This window comes from Bradyrhizobium sp. USDA 4451 (assembly GCF_054822585.1).
The window spans coordinates 5,584,984-5,601,085 of the sequence record NZ_JBTRCH010000001.1 but is presented as its reverse complement, the minus strand read 5'-3'; the positions used below and the strand labels follow the sequence as shown (position 1 = coordinate 5,601,085).

Sequence of the window (16,102 nt, the reverse complement as noted above, 5' to 3'; positions counted from 1 at the left end):
GCTGTCGCGGCTACGTAATATTGCTAGGCTTAACCGGGAATATTCCGGGCTATTCGCCCTTCTCTTCGGCGCCGTCATGGTCGCCCGCATCGTCAGCGCGCTCGTCCGGCTCTTCGGCCTCAGGCTCACCGGTGTCAGGCTCGTCCGCGTCGAACTCGGCGGCAGCTTCCGCCTCGACTTCGGTTTCGGCCTCGCCCGTGGTTTCGAGCTCGGCAGTCCCGACCTCGGCACCCGCCTCGGTCTCGGCCTTCGGTTCCTCAGCCTCCGGCTCAGCGGCCGGCGCCAGCAGCAGTTCCAGCGTATCGCCGGGCTCGAGCGGCTCCTCGTCTTCGCGCAGCGTCGCGTCATCCGACGGCGACGGAACGCTGAAGCCGGTCGGCAGACGCGAGTCGAGCAGGCCGGTGCCCTTCAGTTCCTCCAGCCCCGGCAGGTCGCCGAGCGCTTCCAGGCTGAACTGCGATAGGAACGCGTCGGTGGTTCCGAAGGTCAACGGACGGCCCGGAGTCTTGCGGCGGCCGCGCGGGCGGATCCAGCCGGTTTCCAGCAACACGTCGATCGTGCCCTTCGAGGTCACCACGCCGCGAATCTCTTCGATCTCTGCACGGGTCACCGGCTGGTGATAAGCGACGATCGCCAGCACCTCGATCGCGGCACGCGACAGCTTTCGGGTCTCGGTGCTCTCGCGCGTCATCAGCCACGACAGATCGCCCGCGGTGCGGAACGTCCACTTGTTGGCGACCCGCACCAGATTCACGCCGCGCGGTGCATATTCCGCCTGCAACTGCGCCAGCGCCTGCTTGATATCGACGCCGTCCGGCATCCGCTTTGCGAGCGTCGCCTGATCGATCGGCTCGGCCGATGCGAACAACAGGGCTTCCAGGAGCCGCAATTCCTCAGGACGCGCCACCGGATGATCCATCGGAGAAACCTCCTCCTCGGGCTCGTCTCTGCGCACTTCCGCCAAGCTTGCCATGGGCTTGCTCTCCTTCTTCCACTTACTCGACCGACAGGTCCGGCGCGGCCATTGCGGCTTGCGCTTGACGCTTTCGGAAATAGATCGGCGCGAACGCCTGCTTCTGGTTGATTTCCATCTCGCCTTCGCGAACCAGCTCGAGGGCTGCGGCGAAGCTCGACGCGAACACCGTCGCCTTCTGGGTCGGATCGGCGACGTAATTCATCAGGTACTCGTCGAGGCAGCTCCAGTCCTCGGCGATGCCGACCAGCCGCTCCAGCGAGGCGCGCGCCTCGGCCAGCGACCAAACAGTGCGCTTCTGCAAATGCACCGTGGTCAGCACGCGCGACTGGCGCTGCGTGGCATAGGCCGACAGCAGATCGTACAGCGTCGCGGTGAATTTCGGATGCTTGATCTCGGCGATTGATTCCGGATTGCCGCGCGGAAAGATATCGCGCTGGAACTGGGGCCGGTTCATCAGCCGGTTGGCCGCCTCCCGGATCGCCTCCAGGCGCCGCAGCCGGTTGGCGAGCGCGGTCGCCATTTCCTCGGCGCTCGGCCCCTCCGCGCTCGGCGGCTCGGGCAACAGCAGCCGCGACTTCAGGAACGCAAGCCAGGCGGCCATCACGAGGTAATCGGCGGCGAGTTCGAGCCGAATCTTGCGCGCCGCCTCGATAAACGAAAGATATTGGTCGGCGAGGGCCAGGATCGAGATCTTCGACAGGTCGACCTTCTGCTGCCGCGCCAGCGTCAACAGCAGGTCGAGCGGGCCTTCATAGCCCTCGACGTCGACCACCAGCGCCGGTTCGCCATCCGCGAGGTCGGCCGGCCGCCCGGTCTCAAACGATAGAATTTCAGCGGTCATGCCGTCCCTACCCGATCCAACAACGCATCCAGTTCAGCCCGCGCCGCCTGCCGGTCGAGCGGCTCAGGCTGCTTCCGTGCAGCGAGCGTCGCCTTGGCGCGCTCAAGCGCCCTGCCGGCCAATTCCGGCGTCTCCCGCGCAACCTCGCGCATCTCGTCGATATTGCCGTTGCAGTGCAGGATCACGTCGCAACCGGCGGTGACGATGGCGCGGGTCCGTTCGGCGATCGATCCGGCCAGCGCATTCATCGACACGTCATCACTCATCAACAAACCCTGAAACCCGATCAGGCCGCGAATCACCTGTTCGATGATTGTCGCAGAAGTCGTTGCCGGATGGACGGGGTCCAGCGCGCTAAACACAACATGTGCAGTCATGGCCATCGGCAGGTCCGCCAGCGGCTGGAACGCGGCGAAATCGGTCCGTTCCAGCTCGGCTTTGGCAGTATCGACCGTCGGAAGCCGGAAATGGCTGTCTGCGGTGGCCCGGCCATGGCCGGGAATATGCTTGAGAACCGGCAGCACCCCGCCCTGTTCCAGCCCGTCGGTGACCGCGCGGGCGATCGCGGCGACCTTGTCCGGTTCGGTTCCATAGGCCCGGTTGCCGATCACGGCATCGGCGCCGGCGACCGGAACGTCGGCCAGAGGCAGGCAGTCGACGGTGATGCCGAGGTCGATCAGATCGGCCGCGATCAGCCGTGAACTGAGCCGGGCCGCCGCGAGGCCGAGCTTCGGGTCGATGTCGTAGAGCGCGCTGAAGCTCGCGCCGGGCGGGTAGACCGGCCAGTGCGGCGGTCCGAGGCGCTGCACCCGCCCGCCTTCCTGATCGATCAGGACCGGGGCGTCGGCCATGCCGGCCGTGGACCTGAGTTCCCCAACAAGAGCCGCCACTTGGGCAGGACTGTCGATGTTGCGCTTGAACAGGATGAAGCCCCATGGCCGCTCAGCGCGAATGAATTCGCGCTCGGCGTCATTGAGGGTCAGTCCGGATACGCCCGTGATGAATGCGCGGTTCGTCATCCGGCCGATTAGGCCGCATGCGGCTCACCGGTCAAGGAAACCGCAGCTAATTTCTTTGGATGAAGCAGTTCGGCAGACCGGCTGACTTCAGGCGGTTGCAGAGCTGGTTCGCCTCCTCCGCGGAGCCGAGCGGGCCGGCGAAGGCGCGGTAATATACCCCCTTCTCCGCGAGATCGACGCGCTTCACGACCAGCGGCTGGGACGCCAGCAAGCCGGAATACTTGCCTTGCAGCACCCTGTACGACGCCTGCGCGTCCGCCTCGTTCTTCTGCGAGGAGACCTGCACCAGATATCCACCGCCGCCACCGACCGAGGCCGTGGAGGTCGACGCCACCCGGGTCGGAGGTACGGCGGGCGCCGCATCGGCCTGGCCCGGGACCAGCGCCATCGGCGCGTTCACGCTGGCATTGGCTGTCGAAGGATTGCCGCGCGATACCGGAGGCTTCGCTGCGGCCGCAGGCTTCGTAGCCGGTGCCGCCGCGGCCGGCGCGCCATCAGGCGTTTCGCCCTTCACCGCGAGGGTGCGGATCTTGCGCGGCTCGTTGTTCGGCAGGGTCCCGTTCGCCGTGATCGGCGCCGGCGCGGGCTGCGCCGTCTGCACGCTGGCGGCCGGCGGCGGATTGGCGTTCGCGTTCAGCGGCGGAAACACCACGCGCGGGCCGGCGGTCTTCGAATTGACGTCGACCGGGGTCTCTTCGCGCGACACGATCTTCTCGCCGCCGTCACCCGTCGCCATCCGGTCAGGCGTCTTGGCCGGCGCATCGGCCTGGGCCGGGATTACCTTGGTCGGCGTGTTGTCAGCCTTGATGATCGGCGGCTCGCCGGTGCGGGGCGAGCCGACATAGTTGCGATAGGCGAGCGCGCCGCCGGTGCCCACCACCGCAAGCGCCACGACCGCTGCAACCGTCATCAGACCGCTGCTGCGCTTGCGCGGTTCGGGCTCTTCGTCATACGCCTCATAGGCATAGGGATCGTCCGGATAAGCCGGATCGCGCTGCAAATCCTGTTCGCCGGCTTCGAGCTGGCCGTACAGCGCGTCGTCATAGCGCGCCGGATCCTGGGCCTGACCGGCATAATGCGGCTCGTCGTCAAACGCCTCGGGCTGCCGCGGGGCCTCGACCGGCCGATAGGCGGCAACCGGCGGGGACGCGGGCTGTGACTGCTGCGCCGCATAGCGGTGCAACGGATGCACCGGACTCGGCTGGTAGTCCTGCTCGGGCTCTTCGTATTCGGAGTGCTGTACGGGCGGAGGCTGAACGGGAGGCGGAACAACGGTCTCCTGCCGCGCACGCTGCATCCAGGGCGGCGGACCCGCGGGCGGCGTATCGTCGTCGTCCGCCTGCGGCTCATACTGCTGCGGCCGCGCATTAGCGCGCGATTGCAGCGGACGCGGCGGCGGCTTGTTGGCGCTGCCGAATGGATCCGTCTGGCCGATCAACCGTGCCAGTTCGGCAAGCGGATCGCTGTCGGCCTTGGGAGCCGTGTCGGCGGGAAAATGTCGGTCCTGATATCGATCAGCCATTGTGATGATGCATCCCCTTCGGGACAGCGCCAAGATCGCCGGCACAGCCGGTCCGAACGAGTTGGCCCCTGCCAGATGCCCTCACAAATCCCCACTCGTGAGGGCCTAATGCCCCTGCCTACCGCATCTCGGTCGGAGCGTGGACGCCTAGAACAGCTAAGCCCGATGCCAGAACCGAGACGACGCCCTGAACCATTGCCAGTCGCGCCCTGGTGATCTCTGCATCATTATTGATAATGAAGCGTAAATAGGGCAAATCGCGCCCCTTGGTCCAAAGCGCGTGAAATTCACTGGCCAAATCATAGAGATAAAAAGCGATTCGGTGCGGCTCATGTGCCACCGCCGCAGCCTCGATCATTCGGGGATAAAGCGCAAGCCGCTTGAGCAGATCGAGCTCCGCCGGGTCGGTCAGCCGCTCCACCGCAGCACTACGGAGATAGGCCAGCCGGGCCTCGTCGGCCTCGGGCAGGTCCGGAACCGCCTCCTCCCGCGCGTTGCGGAAGATCGAATGGCCGCGGGCGTGGCCGTACTGGACGTAGAAGACGGCGTTGTCCTTTGACTGCTCGATCACCTTGGCGAGGTCGAAATCGAGCACCGCATCGTTCTTGCGGAACAGCATCATGAACCGTACGGCATCGGAGCCGACCTCGTCGACGACCTCGCGCAGGGTGACGAAATCGCCGGAACGTTTCGACATCTTCACCGGCTCGCCGTCGCGCAGCAGCTTGACGAGCTGCACGATCTTGACGTCGAGCACAGCCTTGCCTGCGGTCACCGCCTTCACCGCCGCCTGCATGCGCTTGATGTAGCCGCCGTGATCGGCGCCGAACACGTCGATCAGATTGGTGAAGCCGCGCTCGAACTTGTTGCGGTGGTTGGCGATGTCGGACGCGAAGTAGGTGTACGAGCCGTCCGACTTGATCAGCGGACGATCGACGTCGTCGCCATAGGCGGTGGCACGAAACAGCGACTGCTCGCGGTCCTCGTAATCCTCGACCGGCTTGCCCTTCGGCGGCGGCAGGCGGCCTTCATAGATGTCGCCCTTGGCGCGCAGGAAATCGATCGTCTCGGCGACCTTGTTGTTGCCTGACGTGATCAGCGAGCGCTCGGAGAAGAACACGTCGTGATGGATGTTGAGCGCGGCGAGGTCGCCCTTGATCATCTCCATCATCATGGCGATCGACTTGTCGCGCACGATTGGCAGCCATTCGGCGTCCTTCATGCCGAGCAGCTTCTCGCCGTATTCCTTGGCCAGCGCTTGGCCGACCGGCACCAGGTAATCGCCGGGATAAAGCCCTTCCGGGATCGCCCCGATATCCTGACCCAGCGCTTCGCGGTAGCGCAGGAATGCCGAGCGCGCGAGCACGTCGACCTGGGCGCCGGCGTCGTTGATGTAATATTCGCGGCAGACGTCGAAGCCGGCGAATTGCAGCAGGCTGCACAGCGCATCGCCGAACACGGCGCCGCGGCAATGGCCGACATGCATCGGCCCGGTCGGGTTGGCCGAGACGTATTCGACATTGACCTTCTCGGCGTTGCCGATGTCGCTGCGTCCGAAGGCGGAGCCGGCCGCCAGCACGGCGCGCAGCGCGTCCGCCCAGACCTGCGGCTTCAAGGTCAAATTGATGAAGCCGGGACCTGCGACATCGACGGAGGCCACCAGCGCATCGGCGCGCAACCTTTCGGCGATCTTGTCGGCGAGCTCGCGCGGCTTGGCCTTGGCATCCTTGGCGAGCACCATCGCGGCATTGGTCGCCATGTCGCCGTGGCTGGCATCGCGCGGCGGCTCGACCACGACGCGCGTGAGGTCGATGCCCGCGGGCCAGTTGTCCTCGGCTGCGACAGCGGCGCAGATCGCGTGCACGCGCGTCAGCATGTCGGCAAAAAGGTGTGGTGAAGCAGTGGTGTCGGCCATGGCAGGGCGCTAACGCAAATCCGGGGTCGAGTCAAAAAGCCTTTGGTGTTCGATCAGGGCAAACCGGTCGGTCATCCCGGCAATGAAATTGCCGATCCGCCTGTTCCGCGCGCTCCCGGTCTCCTCTGCGCTGCCCTCGATCCATTCCGCCGGCAGGTCGCCGGGCGATTGCCGGTAGCGGTCAAAGAGATTGCGGACCACCTGCTCCGCCTCCCGCATCACAAGCATCACCCGCGGATGGCGATACATCCGCCGGAACAGGAACGCCTTGATCGCCGCCTCCTGCTTGGCCACTTCAGGCGGAAACGCGATCAGCGGCGCGGTGTGGCGACGGACATCCTGGGCCGATTGCGGCTGGGCGGCGGCCAGCCGCCGGCTCGCCTCGTTGAACACCGCGCTGATGAAATGTGAGATCAGCTCACGCACCAGCTCGGCGCCGCGCCGGACCTCGTCGAGATCAGGGTAGTGCCGGTCGATCTCGGCGATGATCTCTGATGTCAGCGGCATCTCCTTGAGGTCGTCGACCGCAAACAGGGCCGGCGCGCAGGCCGTCGTCGATGTCATGGGCGTCATAGGCGATGTCGTCGGCGAAGGCCGCGATCTGCGCCTCGAGCGAGGCATAGCTCCAGAGCTCGAGATCGTAGGTCTTGTTGTAGTCGGCAATCCCGACCGGAATGCCGCTTTGCAGATAGCGGCCGGCCGGCGCGCCGTTGCGCTCGGTGAGCGGGCCGTTGTGCTTGACGATGCCCTCGAGCGATTCCCAGGTCAGGTTCAGCCCGCCGAACTCGGGATAGCGATGCTCCAGCGAGGTGACGACCCGCAGCGCCTGGGCGTTGTGGTCGAAGCCGCCGTCATCCTTGAGGCAGTCGTCGAGCGCCCGCTCCCCGGCATGGCCGAACGGCGGATGGCCGAGGTCGTGCGCCAAGGCCAGCGTCTCCGTCAGATCCTCGTCGACCCCGAGCTGGCGCGCCAGCGCGCGGGCGATCTGGGCGACCTCCAGCGAATGGGTCAGCCTGGTGCGGTAGTGATCGCCCTCATGGAAGACGAACACTTGGGTCTTGTGCTTGAGGCGGCGGAAGGCGGTGGAATGGATCACCCGGTCGCAGTCGCGACGGAACGGGCTGCGGGTCCGGCTCGGCGGCTCGGTGACCAGCCGGCCACGGCTGCGATCGGGGTCGCAGGCATAAGGCGCACGGGGGGCTGCCATTCCGACCGACACTGTATTTTAGTCCTTATCCATTTGATTCCACGGTCCGACGCACTTAACTATGTCTGAGGCGGCGGACCAAATGAATTGGGCATGACGCCGGGCGCGATCGGATCAGATAGCGCCGGGAATAGGGTTTCGGAGACCGAACATGACTGCTGCCATCACCGTCAGCGAACGGGCTGCCCGCCGGATCGGGCAGATCCTCAGCAAGGAAGGCGACGGCGCCAAGCTGCGCATTTCCGTCGAGGGCGGCGGCTGCTCCGGTTTCCAGTACAAGTTCGACGTCGAGCGCACCCAGGCCGATGACGACCTCGTGATCGAGCGCGACAGCGCCGTCGTGCTGATCGATCCGGCCTCGGTCCCATTCCTGGCGGGCTCGGAAGTCGACTTCGTCGACGATCTGATCGGCGCCTCGTTCCGCGTCGTCAACCCGAACGCCACCGCCTCCTGCGGCTGCGGCACCAGCTTCTCGATCTAACGCTCCACGCTTTGATACGGTTTCCCAACGCGAACCCGTGATTGGTTCGCGAGATACGCCGCGCTATTCCGCGGCGACCACCTGCGGCCGCTCGACGTCTCCGCCCGCCTCCGCCCGCGGATCGAGCTTGCGCCGCAGCCTGCGGTCGATGCGGTCGAGATAGATGTAGATCACGGGCGTGATGAACAGCGTCAGCAATTGCGACACGCAGAGGCCGCCGACCACGGCGACGCCGAGCGGCTGACGCAGTTCGGCGCCGGCACCCGCGCCGAGCGCAATCGGCAGCGTGCCGAAGATCGCCGCGAACGTCGTCATCATGATCGGGCGGAAGCGCAGCAGCGCCGCCTCCCGGATCGCGTGCTCGGCGCTCAGCCCGACGCGGCGGCGCTCCAGCGCGAAGTCGACCATCATGATCGCGTTCTTCTTGACGATGCCGACCAGCATCACGATGCCGATCATCGCGATCACCGACAACTCCATGCCGAACAGCATCAGCGTCAGGATCGCGCCGATGCCGGCCGACGGCAGGCCCGAGATGATCGTGATCGGGTGGATGAAGCTCTCGTAGAGGATGCCGAGGATCACGAAGGCCGCGAACACCGCGGCGAGGATCAGCACGCCCTGCCCGCGCAGCGAATCCTGGAACACCTGCGCGGTACCGGAGAACCCCGTCGCGATCGTCGGCGGCAAATTCGCGGTCTGCTCGAGCTCGGTGATCTTGTCGACCGCGTAGCCGAGGGAGATGCCGGGCGCGAGATTGAACGAGATCGTCACCGCCGGCTGCTGGCCCTGGTGGTTGATCTGCAGCGGTCCGACCGACGGCACCAGCCGCGCCACCGCATCGAGCGGAATGGTCTGGCCGTTCGCGGTCTTCATGTAGAGCTTCGACAGATCAGACGGGTCGACGCGAAACTGCGGCTGCACCTCCAGGATGATCTGGTAGTCGTTCGACGGCATGTAGATGGTGCCGACCTGCCGGGCGCCGTAAGCGTTGTAGAGCTGGTTGCGGACCTGATCGACGGTCACGCCGTAGACCGCCGCCTTCTCGCGGTCGATGTCGACCGTCATCTGCGGGTTCTTGATGTAGAGATCGGTGGTGACGTCCAGCAGGCCCGGAATCTTCTCGATCTTGTCGCGCATCTCCGGCGCCAGCCGGTACAGCGACTCGGTATCGCCGCTCTGCATCACATATTGATACTGGCTCTTCGAGATGCGGCCGCCGATATTGAGGTTCTGGACGCTCTGGAAGAACGCCTGCATGCCCGGGATCTCGCGCGCCTTCTGGCGCAGCCGCCCGATCACGACGGTGGCGTTGTCGCGGGCCTTCTGCGGCTTCAGCGCGATGAACAGCCGGCCGTAATTGGTGGTCGGATTGGGACCGCCGGAGCCGACGGTGGAATTAACGTAATCGACCGCCGGATCGGTCCGCATCACCTCGACCAGCGCCTGCTGGCGCACCTTCATCGCCTCGAACGAGGTGTCGGTCGCGGCCTCCGTCACGCCGATCAGGAATCCGGTGTCCTCCTGCGGAAAGAAGCCCTTCGGCGCGATCAAATAGAGATAGATGGTGCCGCCGAGCGTCGCCAGCGTCACCACCAGCATCAGCGCCTTCTTGGCCAGCACCCAGTCCAGCGCCCATTCATAGGCGCGCAGCCAGGTCTCGAATATCGCCTCGAACCCGCGCAACACGATGTTCGGCCGCTTGGTCGCGTCATGGGCGTGCAGCACGCGGGCGCAGAGCATCGGCGTCAGGGTCAGCGATACGAAGCCCGAGACGATGATCGCGACCGAGATCGTGACCGCGAATTCGCGGAACACGCGGCCGACGATGCCGCCCATCAAGAGCACCGGAATGAACACGGCGATCAGCGAGAAGGTGATCGAGATGATGGTGAAGCCGATCTCGCGGGCGCCCTTCAGCGCCGCCTCGAACGGCTTCATGCCGTGCTCGATGTGGCGGACGATGTTCTCCAGCATGACGATGGCGTCGTCGACCACGAAGCCGACCGAGAGCGTCAGCGCCAGCAGCGTCATGTTGTTGATCGAGTAGTCCAGCGCGTACATGACCGCGCAGGTGCCGAACAGCGAGATCGGCACCGCCAGCGCCGGAATGAAGGTCGCGGACGCCGAGCGCAGGAACAGGAAGATCACCAGGATCACCAGCGCGATCGCGATCAGCAGGGTTTCCTCGACGTCGCTGACCGCCTGCCGGATCGAGACCGAGCGGTCCATCATCACCTGCATGGTCACCGAGGGCGGGATCGCGGCGCGCAGCGACGGCAGTTTGGCGAGCACGGCATCGACCACGGCCACGGTATTGGCGTCGGGCTGCTTCTGGATCGCGAGCACGATCGCCCGCTCGTCGTTCATCCAGGTCGCGATCTTGTCGTTCTCGACGCTGTCATAGACCTTGGCAATCTCGTCGAGCCGGACCGGCGAGCCGTTGCGCCAGGCAACGTAGATCTGGCGGTAGTCGGCCGCCTTGTCCATCTGGCCGGAGGCTTGCAGCGCGACGTCCTGCTTGGGGCCGTTCAGCGTGCCGACCGGGGTCGAGGAGTTGGCGCGCGACACCGCGGCGCGGATATCCTCCATCGAGACGCCGCGGGCGGCAGCAGCCTCCGGATCGGCCTGCACCCGGATCGCGAATTTCTGCGCGCCGTAGATCAGCACCTGCGCGACGCCCGGCAGCTGCGACAGCGCCTGCCCGATCGTGATGTCACCGTATTCATTGACCGCCGAGAGCGGCAGCGTCGCCGAGCCCAGCGAGACGAACAGCACCGGGAAATCCGCCGGGTTCACCTTACGGAAGCTCGGCGGGATCGTCATCTCGATCGGCAGCCGGCGCTGCGCGATCGTTAGTGCCGTCTGCACGTCGAGCGCGGCGGCGTCGATGTTGCGGTTGAGGTCGAACTGAATGGTGATGACGCTGGTGCCCTGCGACGAGTTCGAGTTCATCGACGAGATGCCGGCGATGGTCGAGAGCTGACGCTCGATGATGCCGGCAACCGAGGCCGCCATGGTGTCGGCGCTGGCACCCGGCAAGGTCGCGGTGACCGCAATGGTCGGGAAATCCACCTTGGGCAGCGCCGAGACCGGCAGCAGACGGAACCCGAACACGCCGAAGGCGATGATCGACGCCGTGATCAGCGTCGTCATGACCGGGCGGCGGATGCAGAGCTCGGACAGCGTCATCGGTCAGGCTCCGGCCTTGCGTGCCCGTGGCTCGACCCGCGATCCCTCCGACAGCAGCAACTGGCCGTCGACGACGATGCTTTCATCACCCGTCAGTCCGTCAGAAATGACCGACGAGCCCTGGAAGGTGCGGTCGACCTTGACCGGCTGGACCTTGGCGATGCCGTCCTTCACGATGAACACGAAATTACCGTTCTGGCTGCGCTGGACCGCGACCGTCGGCACCACGACGGCATCCTCGCTGCGGATGATCAGCTTGGTTTGCACGATGGTGCCGGGCCACAGCGTCTCGCTTGTGTTGCTCATGATGCCGCGCACGGTGACCATGCCGGTGGTCGCATCGACGGCGTTCTCGACCATCGCCACCTTGCCGCTTTCTGAGCGCTGATGGCCGGGAATGGTTGCGATCACCTTCGGATCGGCCTTCCCCATCGCGTCGCGCAGGTCGACCAGCGCCCGCTGCGGGATCGCAAAGGTGACGTAGACCGGCGCCATCTGGTTGATGACGGCGAGCGGCTGGGTGTCGGCGGGGCGGACGAAGTTCCCGACCTTGACGTTGGCGGCGCTGATCCGCCCCGCGAACGGGGCGCGGATCACGGTGTAACTTTTCTGGACGCGGAGGTTTTCCAGTGCGAACTGGTCGGCCTTGATGGTGCCGATCAGGACATCGGACTGGGTCTTGGCGTTGTCGAGATTGACCTGGGTGGTGGCGCCCTTGCCGACCAGTTCGGTGTAGCGGCGGAGGTCGCGCTGGGCGCCCTCGAGCTGGGCCTGGTCGCGGGCCAGCACACCCTCGGCCTGCTCGATCTGGGCGTCGATCTGCCGCGCGTCGAGCATGAACAGCAGGTCGCCTTCATTGACTCTGGCGCCGTCCTCGAAATGCACCGAGACGATGGTGGTCTCCAGCCGCGACTTCAGCGCCACGCTGGAGATCGGCGTGACCTGTCCGATCGCATCGACATCGACCGGCACCGATTTGCGTTCGGCCTTGGCGAGATCGACCGACACAACGCGCGGCCGCGGGGTCCCCTGCGCAGTGGCAGCACCGCCACCCATCCATGAAGCGCGGGTCAGGTAAGCCGTCCCGGCGGCAATGCCGAGAACAGCGATAGTCAGGATCAAATTGCGTTTTTTCATATGTCTTGCACGTGCGCCGCCGGCCACCCTTGAAGGCCGGGACGCGTCGTCACTCCCCCGTCGGCAATTGTTACGCCTTGTTTCTGGAGAGGGTTAGCACAGGCGGACTGCCCATGGTATGCCACATAAGTGAAATCCTGCAGCTTCAATCCGGTCATTGGCATGCGCATCGCTACGTGGAACGTCAATTCGGTCCGGCAACGGATCGAACTTCTGGTCGCCTGGCTCAAGGAGTGTTCCCCCGACATCGTCTGCCTGCAGGAGATCAAATGCGTCGACGACGCGTTTCCGCGGCTGGAGGTCGAGGCGCTTGGGTATAATGTCGTCACCCACGGCCAGAAGACCTTCAACGGCGTCGCGCTGCTCTCGAAACTGCCGTTCGACGAGACCAAGTCCGGCCTCGCCGGCGACGACGAGGACGCCCATGCCCGCTTCCTCGAAGGCGTCGTCACGCTGAAGCAGGGCGTGGTGCGGGTCGCATGTCTTTATTTGCCCAATGGCAACCCGGCCAATACCGACAAATATCCCTACAAGCTCAAATGGATGTCGCGGCTTCTTGAGTACACGCGGGAACGGCTTAAGGCCGAGGAGCCGCTGATCTTGGCCGGCGACTTCAACGTCATTCCGGCGGCCCGCGATGTCTACAATCCGGCCGCCTGGGCGGACGACGCCCTGTTCCGCCCTCAGACCCGCGAGGCCTTCCAGTCGCTGCTCGGCCTCGGCCTCACCGATGCGCTGCGGGCAGTCAACGACGAGCCCGGCCAGTACACCTTCTGGGACTACCAGGCGGGCGCCTGGCAGAAAAACTGGGGCCTGCGCATCGACCATCTCCTGATGTCGCCCCAGGCCAGCGACCGGCTCACCGACGTCGGCATCGACAGCTATGTCCGCGCCTGGGAGAAGCCGTCCGACCATGTCCCGGTGTGGGCCGATCTCGATTTCGAGACCGCCTGAGCCCTTGCGAACCAAGCGACTTGCGCGCCGCCCGCGATATCAGTCGCGCCGGCCTCTAGTCGCGGCGGCCCTGCACCCAGTGCTCGAGCATCTGCAGTGCCATCGCGCGGTCGTCCTCGGAGGCCTTGGCGATCGCCCGATTGTAGCTTTCCTTGATCCAGGCCTCGTCCGGCGTGGCGCTGTCGCGCGCCAGGGTCAGCCACATCAGGCCACGCGCCCGCTGCGGCGGCAGCCGGTCGCCGTTGAACAGCATCTGGCCAAGCAGCGCCTGCGCCTGATGCTGGCCCTTCTGGGCGGCCAGACCGAGCCAGCGCGCGCCATAGCGGAAATCGTCCCGCGAGGCGTCCGGCGTCTTCAGATACAGCCGGGCCAGGTCGTACTGGGCGTCGGCATTGCCGAAATAGGAGGCGGCATAGGAGAACATCTCCCGCGCCCGCTCGGTGTCGGCCTTCACCTTGGAATTGGGAATGCCGCTCAGATAGTAGCGGCCGAGCGCGACGAAGGCGTTGGCAACGACCGAGGCCTGCGGCGCCGACGGCGAATCCTCGGCATGCGCATTGGCGATCCGGCTGAAATATTCGAAGGCGCGCAGATCGTCCTGTGCAACCCCGTCGCCATCGGCGTACATCTTGCCGACCTTCCACTGCGCGATCGGATGGCCGCTCTCGGCCAGCGACATGACGGTGGAGTTCGACAGCGTATCGACCGAAGCCGCCGGCACCGCAGCCCGCTTCAGGGCGGCCGCCGTACCGGGTTGAGGCGAAACCACAGGAAGCGCGGTGTCCTTCGGGTTGACCGGGGCGCCGTCGAATCCGAATCCTGGGCCCGCCACCGGGATGGCCCCTAACGCAAACGCAAATATCGCACGCTTAAACGTCCGCATAACACTGTTTCTCGTACGCGCCACCCGGATGGGTGACTGCGCCATCCACCGCCGGCCCCACTTGCTCGGCGTACTTCCACAGCGCACCAGATGTATGGTTCGTCGCGCGAGGGGCCCATTTGGTCTTACGACTTGCGAGTTCGGCGTCGCTCAAATTTACGTTAAGGGTGCCGGCGACCGCATCGATCTCGATGATGTCGCCGTCTTGCAACAACCCGATCGGCCCACCGACGGCCGCTTCAGGTCCAATATGTCCGATGCAGAAGCCGCGGGTGGCGCCGGAGAACCGGCCATCGGTGATCAGGGCAATCTTGCCGCCCATCCCCTGCCCGGTCAGCGCCGCCGTGGTCGCCAGCATCTCCCGCATCCCAGGACCGCCCTTCGGTCCCTCGTAGCGGATCACAATCACGTCGCCTTCCCGGTAGGTGCGCTTCTGCACCGCCTCGAAGGCGTCTTCCTCGCGGTCGAAGCACCGGGCCGGACCGGTGAACTTCAGGTTGGACATTCCCGCGACCTTCACGATCGCACCCTCCGGAGCGAGATTACCCTTCAGCCCGACAACGCCACCTGTGACGGTGATCGGATTGCTGGCGGGCCGCACCACATCCTGGTGCGGATTCCATTTCACGCTTTTGAGGTTTTCGGCGATCGTTCGGCCAGTGACGGTGAGGCAATTCCCGTGCAGGTGGCCATTGTCGAGCAGCGTCTTCATCAGCAGCGGAATGCCACCTACTTCAAACATGTCTTTGGCAACATAACGGCCGCCCGGCTTCAAATCCGCGACGTAAGGAGTCTTTTTGAAGATTTCGGCAACGTCGAACAAATTGAATTTAATGCCGCACTCATGGGCAATCGCCGGCAGGTGCAGCGCAGCATTGGTCGAACCACCTGAGGCTGCAACCACGGCCGCAGCATTTTCAAGGGCTTCCCGGGTGACGATGTCACGGGGCCGGATGTTTTTCGCGATCAGCTCCATCACCTTCTCGCCGGCGGCGGCGCAGAAGGAGTCGCGGATCTCGTAGGGCGCCGGAGCCCCGGCCGAATACGGCAGCGCGAGGCCGATCGCCTCGGAAACGGTCGCCATGGTGTTGGCGGTGAACTGGGCACCGCAGGCGCCGGCCGACGGGCACGCCACCCGCTCGATCTCGTCGAGGTCCTCGTCCGACATGGCGCCGACCGAGTGCTTGCCGACCGCCTCGAACATGTCCTGCACGGTGACCGGCTGGCCGCGGAAATTGCCCGGCAGGATCGAGCCGCCATAGATGAAGATCGAAGGCACGTTGAGCCGCACCATCGCCATCATCATGCCCGGCAGCGACTTGTCGCAGCCGGCGAGCCCGACCAGCGCGTCGTAGGAATGGCCGCGGACGGTCAGTTCGACCGAATCGGCGATGCATTCGCGCGACGGCAGCGACGAGCGCATGCCGTCATGGCCCATCGCGATGCCGTCGGTCACGGTGATGGTGCAGAACTCGCGCGGCGTGCCGCCGGCGGAGGCCACCCCCTTCTTCACCGCCTGCGCCTGGCGCATCAGCGAAATGTTGCAGGGCGCGGCTTCATTCCAACATGAAGCAACGCCGACAAACGGTTGATGAATCTGGGCTGTCGTCAACCCCATCGCATAGAGATAGGAACGATGCGGCGCGCGCTCGGGACCCTCCGTCACATGACGGCTCGGCAGCCTGCCCTTGATCTTGCCGTCCACCTTGGCGTCCATCGCGACCCTGTTCCGACGCTTATTTGCCGCGCTCTTTCCTCCCATCAACGCCGGAACCCGAAAAAATGTCCCGTCGTCGGAGCGCTGGCTATTCAGCTAGGTGAATATCCTTTCATGTCAGGGTGTGGCCAAAAAGCGGCGCGACGGCGGACCGGCTGCTTTTAGGGTTAAATGTTCAAGTCATGTTGCGCTGACGCAACAATCGTGGCTGCTGAGCAACCATGTATTACTAGTCCTTATGGGAACTTGACCGAAAAT

11 protein-coding genes and 1 pseudogene are annotated in these 16,102 nt (G+C 65.2%); 2 read left to right on the top strand and 10 right to left on the bottom strand.

Annotation, left to right across the window (positions count from 1 at the left end; all coding sequences use genetic code 11):
- Positions 1-49 precede the first annotated feature (49 nt).
- The 6 genes and pseudogenes from scpB to ACVMB0_RS25720 all read right to left on the bottom strand — a co-directional run bounded on the left by scpB (position 50) and on the right by ACVMB0_RS25720 (position 7,492).
- On the bottom strand, positions 50-973 hold the full coding sequence (scpB, locus tag ACVMB0_RS25745) for an SMC-Scp complex subunit ScpB (protein WP_461348103.1): 924 nt from the start codon (positions 971-973) through the stop codon (positions 50-52).
- 22 nt (positions 974-995) lie between these two features.
- Positions 996-1,817, bottom strand: a complete 822-nt coding sequence (locus ACVMB0_RS25740) for a segregation and condensation protein A (RefSeq protein ID WP_461348102.1) — start codon at positions 1,815-1,817, stop codon at positions 996-998.
- On the bottom strand, positions 1,814-2,836 hold the full coding sequence (gene nagZ / locus ACVMB0_RS25735; protein WP_461348101.1) for a beta-N-acetylhexosaminidase: 1,023 nt from the start codon (positions 2,834-2,836) through the stop codon (positions 1,814-1,816). The genes ACVMB0_RS25740 and nagZ overlap by 4 nt, the downstream gene beginning before the upstream one ends.
- A 46-nt stretch (positions 2,837-2,882) precedes the next feature.
- Entirely contained in the window at positions 2,883-4,358 is a 1,476-nt protein-coding gene (locus ACVMB0_RS25730; protein WP_456754938.1) for an SPOR domain-containing protein, read from the bottom strand.
- Positions 4,359-4,476: 118 nt separating this feature from the next.
- Positions 4,477-6,273 carry an arginine--tRNA ligase gene (gene argS, locus ACVMB0_RS25725; RefSeq protein WP_456754939.1) on the bottom strand — a complete coding sequence of 599 codons (1,797 nt, stop codon included), beginning with the start codon at positions 6,271-6,273 and terminating at the stop codon, positions 4,477-4,479.
- 9 nt (positions 6,274-6,282) lie between these two features.
- A pseudogene (locus ACVMB0_RS25720) lies at positions 6,283-7,492 on the bottom strand (deoxyguanosinetriphosphate triphosphohydrolase).
- Between the two features lie 139 nt (positions 7,493-7,631).
- Here ACVMB0_RS25720 and erpA point away from each other — a divergent pair.
- Positions 7,632-7,961, top strand: a complete 330-nt coding sequence (gene erpA / locus ACVMB0_RS25715) for an iron-sulfur cluster insertion protein ErpA (protein WP_021081206.1) — start codon at positions 7,632-7,634, stop codon at positions 7,959-7,961.
- Between the two features lie 63 nt (positions 7,962-8,024).
- Here the strand turns inward: erpA and ACVMB0_RS25710 are convergent, their stop codons facing one another.
- Positions 8,025-11,153, bottom strand: a complete 3,129-nt coding sequence (locus tag ACVMB0_RS25710) for an efflux RND transporter permease subunit (protein WP_461348100.1) — start codon at positions 11,151-11,153, stop codon at positions 8,025-8,027.
- Positions 11,154-11,156: 3 nt separating this feature from the next.
- Positions 11,157-12,290 (bottom strand): efflux RND transporter periplasmic adaptor subunit, encoded by a 1,134-nt coding sequence (locus tag ACVMB0_RS25705; RefSeq protein WP_461348099.1) that lies wholly within the window; start codon positions 12,288-12,290, stop codon positions 11,157-11,159.
- A 162-nt stretch (positions 12,291-12,452) separates the two neighbouring features.
- Between ACVMB0_RS25705 and xth the strand changes: the two genes are divergently transcribed.
- A complete protein-coding gene (xth, locus tag ACVMB0_RS25700; RefSeq protein ID WP_461348098.1) occupies positions 12,453-13,244 on the top strand; it encodes an exodeoxyribonuclease III in 792 nt (263 codons plus the stop codon).
- Between the two features lie 55 nt (positions 13,245-13,299).
- On the opposite strand, the gene ACVMB0_RS25695 is transcribed toward xth, so the two are convergent.
- Both ACVMB0_RS25695 and ilvD read right to left on the bottom strand, forming a co-directional pair.
- Positions 13,300-14,127, bottom strand: a complete 828-nt coding sequence (locus ACVMB0_RS25695) for a tetratricopeptide repeat protein (protein ID WP_461348097.1) — start codon at positions 14,125-14,127, stop codon at positions 13,300-13,302.
- The gene (gene ilvD, locus ACVMB0_RS25690; RefSeq protein WP_461348096.1) at positions 14,114-15,844 is read right to left on the bottom strand and encodes a dihydroxy-acid dehydratase; all 1,731 of its coding nucleotides are present in this window, start codon (positions 15,842-15,844) and stop codon (positions 14,114-14,116) included. Before ilvD ends, ACVMB0_RS25695 begins: the two co-directional genes overlap by 14 nt.
- Between the last annotated feature and the right edge of the window lie 258 nt (positions 15,845-16,102).